This window comes from Betaproteobacteria bacterium (genome assembly GCA_016791345.1).
In the GTDB taxonomy this organism is placed as follows: Bacteria; Pseudomonadota; Gammaproteobacteria; order Burkholderiales; family JAEUMW01; genus JAEUMW01.
Genome location: JAEUMW010000167.1, coordinates 1 through 4,558 on the forward strand (window position 1 = coordinate 1; position 4,558 = coordinate 4,558).

Sequence of the window (4,558 nt, forward strand, 5' to 3'; positions counted from 1 at the left end):
CGCCGCGTCGAACGCGGGTCCGGCGGCCGTGACCTGGATGTCGTGCTTCGCGAGCGTGCCGCTCGCCGTGACACTCGCCTTGTCGACCTGCTGTGTTCCGCGTTTCACGTCGCGCGCCTGCAGTGCGAGCTGAATGTCGCCGTCCAGCCCCCGCGCAAGGCTCCCGCTGCCGCTCAGTTCCGCAACCGAAAGCTCCTTCTCCCAGCGCAGCGCCTTGCCCTCGACGGTAAAGCGGCCCGCGGGCTGCGCCGGTGTGCCTTCGACGACCCCCTCCGCGGCAAGCGTTCCCGCAAGTCGCGGGTCGATGACCGCGGGGTCGGTGACATCGATGTTCCAGGTCAGGCGATCGGCCGGATTGCCGAAGCTGCCTTGCGCGTTGATGCGGTTGGCGCCGAGACGCAAAGCGACGTCGGCCTCCGCGATGCGCTGCTCGCTCAAGTCGAATCGGGCGCTGCCGGCGAGCGGTGCTCCGCGGAACCGGCTCGGCTCGGCCAGGTTGACGTTGACGCGGGCGGCCAATCGCGGCGACAGCGACCCCGCTACCGTGAAGGCCCCGTTGACGGACCCGCCGGGAAAATCGCCGAAGGCGGAAGGATCGAAGCGCGCCACACTGCCCGTGGCGCTAAACGCCCGGTTGCCGGTGAGTGCGAGCCGCCCCTGCGCCGTCGCTTCACCACCTTTCGCACGCACGCGCGCGGAGCGCAGATCCACCTGTTCGCCGCCGTGCACCACTTCGCCCTCGATGCGATAGCCCTGCTGCGAGAGATCGACGGTGAGCGTCTGCGCCTCCTCCGAGGCCTTCAGCCTGAGCGCTCCGGCGAGCTTCGTGTCCTTGAGCTTGTCGTGCAACGCCTTGAGGTTGAGCGCTGGCGTCTGGAGATCGAAGTACAGATGCCCGGCGTCGAGGCCGCCGCGTCCGCTGAGTCGCCCGCCCTTGCCAAGGTCGATGGCGAGCGCGTCGAGCACGAGGTTCGCCGGCGTTCCTTCGAAGCGGCCGGTGGCGTCGGTGAGCGGAATGCGCTCGCGGTCGAGCGGTCCCGCGGCACGGTTGGCGACGTGAAACTGGCCGGCGAAGCGCCCGTCCGGCAGCGGACGAACGTCGATCTCGACGGCGAGATCCGTCCCCGGCAAACCGGCGTCGAACGCACGCACGTCGACGCTCTCGGCACGCACCCGCGCCTCGCGCACGGGCACCTCGGCAAACGGCGTGACGATGGCATCGACGTCGGCGACGAGCGGCGGTGCACTGTTGGCGGCGACGACGTGGATCTCGCCGAGGGTCCCCGCCAGCGTGCCGCGCAGTGCGTAGGGATAGGCCTCGAAGCGGCCGGTCAGGGAAAAGAGGCCGTCGATGGGAAACGGCGCATCCACTCCGAGGGCGATGCGGCCGTGAAGAATGCCGGCTTCGGATTCCGCATGCTCGATGGTGAGGCGGTGTTCGCGCGCATCGACCGCATAGGCGAGCGCCACCTGCTGCGCTTCGAGTCGCGTATCGCCGCTCGTGAAAACGAGCGCTCCGACTGCCGCACGGTCCACCGTGATCGCGATCGGCACGCGCAGCGTATCCGGTGGCGGCGCGGGTCCTTCGCTCTCGCCGAGGGATGTGACCTCGACCTGCGCGGCATTCACACGCCGCAGGTGCAGGGCGTGCGGTCGCACGAGGAGCGCGAGCGGCTCCCATTCGAGCTCGACCTGCTCGGCGATGATGCGCAGATCCGGATCCTCGTAGCGCATCCTGCCAACCGCGAGCGGACCGGGCAGCGAACCGCGTACCTCATCCAGCTCGACTGCGCCGTCCGTCCATTCGGGCAGCTTGCGCACCACCCACTGCAGCGTGTCCTCGCGGGTTGCCAGCCACACGGCAGCGACAAGCAGCACCCCGAACAGGATGCCGAGCCACTCGACGATGCGCAGCAGTCGTCTCGCCATCGCTAGAACCGGAACCCGATGGTGAAGTCGAAGCGCACCTCGCTCGTCGCCTCGCCGTAGGACACATCGGCGGACAACGAACCCACAGGGCTGCGCCAGCGTACGCCGACGCCATAACCGCGCACGAGCTTGATCTGCGTGAAGTCGTCCCACGCGTTGCCGGTATCGACGAACGCGGCGGCGCCCCAGTTGTCGAGGATCCAGCGGATGTATTCGACGCTGCCGACGAAGAGATAGCGCCCGCCGACCACTGCCGTGCCCTGCTTCACGCCGAGCGACTGATAGGCGTAGCCGCGCACGGTCTGCGAGCCGCCGGTGCGAAACAGGAAGTCGGTCGGGACGCCTTCCGTGCTGGGCGCGAACGTGACCCCGATCTCGCTGCGGATGACGAGGCTGTCGCGGGGCGAAATCGGGTAGAAGTAGACGCCGCGGCCGTACACGCGCAGAAAGTTCTGATCGGAGAGGATCGCCTTCGTAGCGCCGTTCACCTGCAGTGCGGCGAAGTAGCCGCTCGTGGGATTGATGAGATTGTCCACGTCGCGCAGGATCACTTCGCGGTTCAGGGAGAGCGCGTGATTCTGCACGCTGGGGAAGCCGCTCACGGTGACGTCCTGCCACAGGTACTGCAGGCCGGTCAGGCTTTCGCGCCACTCCTCGAAGTGCTGCTGCTTGGCCGCAACGGAATAGGTGCGCGTGGCCTGGTTCTGGATGTCGGCCGAGGTGATGCTGGCATCCACGCCGTTGCGAAATCCGCCTTGCTCCGTGGGGAAGTAGAGGTTCGCGAACAGCGACTGCTGCTTGAAGTCGGCGATGGTGCGCACGTTGAAGCGCATCGCCTGACCGAAGAGATCGACGTGCTGGTAATCGATCTGCCCGCGCGGCCCGTAGTCCGTGCTGTAACCGATCCCGAGCGCGAGGCGCTGCGTCTTGCGCTCGGTCACGTCGATCAGGATCGGCGTGTCGCGCGGGTGTGCCGGGTCGGCGTCGATGCGCACCGAGACGCTCGCGAAGTAGCCGCTGTTCTGCAGACGCTGCTGGAAGCGCAGCAGCTGTTCCTGCGAATACGGCGAGCCGGGGCTGATGTTGTTCATGCCATCGACGATCGCTGTCTGGTAGCGCGTGAGACCCGTGATCTGCAGCTCACCCACCGTGAAGGCCGGCCCGCTGTCGAACTCGGCGAAGAGATCGACGCTGCCCGTTTCGGGATCCACCGTCGCGCGGCTGTCGGCGAGCTTCGCCGTCGGATAGAGGAGAACCGTGATCTCCTGCAGCGTCTCGCGCTTTGCCGCTTCCCAGTCGGCGCTGCGAAACGGCATCCCCACCTTGAGCTTCCAACCGCTGCGGAGCTGCCCGAGACGCTCCAGGTTGTGCGGGCTCGGCACGTCGATGTCGCCCTGGAACTTCAAGTCGACGTTGCGCACCACGGCGCGCTTGCCGGGATCGACGGCGTAGCGAAGCGTCCACGGCGTCGTGGTGTCTTCCAGCGTCGACTCGATACCCGGTGCGAAGTAGCCCTCGGTCGCGAGCAGCTGGCGGATCTGGTCCGGCGCCCGGGCGAAAAGCCTGCGCACCTCCGCGGCCACGAGATTCTTTTCCGCGGAGCGACGAACGACGTCGAGGTGCTCCTGCAGAAGGTCGCGCTGCGAACCCGGCACGTCGATCTCGGCGCGGAAGGGGATGCTTTCGGCCATCGCCGCACCGCAATTCAGGGCGCAGAACACGGCCGCGAAGCACGCAACCAGCGCCCGTTGCCATCGACGCGGGCAACGGCCGCAAGCAACACGCCGAGCGAAGTCGGAGATGAGGACGCCGAAGAACACCGAAGTCGGGAGGTGGCGCGGATGGGAAACGGACGCGAAGGCAGCCGCGGTTCGCGGAGCCCGGCGCTGCGAGCACGGATTATATGTCGTCGCGGCCGAAATCCACCCCGCGCACGTCGGTGCGAAGAATCAACTGCGGGCGCGCGTCCGGCGCGCTATTCGACGTGCGCCCCCTGCTCGACGAGCAAGCGGCGCAGCACCGAGCGGTGACAGTGCGCCTCGTCCTCGCAGTAACAGCCGACCGAGAAATCCGTGTGGCGCGAGAGCGCGGCCAGCAGCGCAAGGGCGTGGGAAGGTTCGGGCTTCGCCATCTCGGCCCGATATTTCCGCTTGAATGTTTCCCACTGCGCCGGCGTTTGCGCTGCATGGGCTAGCTTCACCAACTCGGGACTCGGGGCGAGGGTCGGAAACCACACGTCGTACCAGTTGCGCGCGGCAACCTCGCTTTTCGGCACGCCGCGCGGCGGACGGCGCACGGTGCCGATGCGCACGCCCTCGCCCGCGATGCGCGGGGTTCCGAGTCTGACCACGCGAGCAACCATGCCTGCAGCGCGCCGCGGCTGAGGGAGCTTCCCGTCTAGCGAGCGTCCGCTTCCGGAGCGGCCAGGTAATTCGCCACGTACAGGTACTTGCGCACGTAGCCCGGCGTTTCCGTGTTGGCGGTTTCTATGACCCGCATCACCTTGCGCGTGACGACGGTCCGTTTGCCGTCCTTGCCGCGCGAACTCGTCTTGACCATGCGGCACGGGCAAGACTCTCTGCGCTTCACCAGCGCCCGCGGCATGTCCGCATCGGCATTCTCGAGATCG

General features: G+C 67.6%; 4 protein-coding genes. All 4 read right to left on the reverse strand.

The genetic code is table 11. The features are described from left to right. Positions 1-1,929: hypothetical protein (locus JNK68_06560; GenBank protein MBL8540018.1), on the reverse strand; the 1,929-nt coding region annotated here is incomplete at its 3' end. A 2-nt stretch (positions 1,930-1,931) separates the two neighbouring features. Next, entirely contained in the window at positions 1,932-3,620 is a 1,689-nt protein-coding gene (locus tag JNK68_06565) for an outer membrane protein assembly factor (GenBank protein MBL8540019.1), read from the reverse strand. Between the two features lie 284 nt (positions 3,621-3,904). Then, positions 3,905-4,291: a DUF488 family protein gene (locus JNK68_06570; protein MBL8540020.1), complete on the reverse strand. Its 387-nt coding sequence runs from the start codon at positions 4,289-4,291 to the stop codon at positions 3,905-3,907. 35 nt (positions 4,292-4,326) lie between these two features. Further along, the gene (locus tag JNK68_06575; protein ID MBL8540021.1) at positions 4,327-4,488 is read right to left on the reverse strand and encodes a hypothetical protein; all 162 of its coding nucleotides are present in this window, start codon (positions 4,486-4,488) and stop codon (positions 4,327-4,329) included. Between the last annotated feature and the right edge of the window lie 70 nt (positions 4,489-4,558).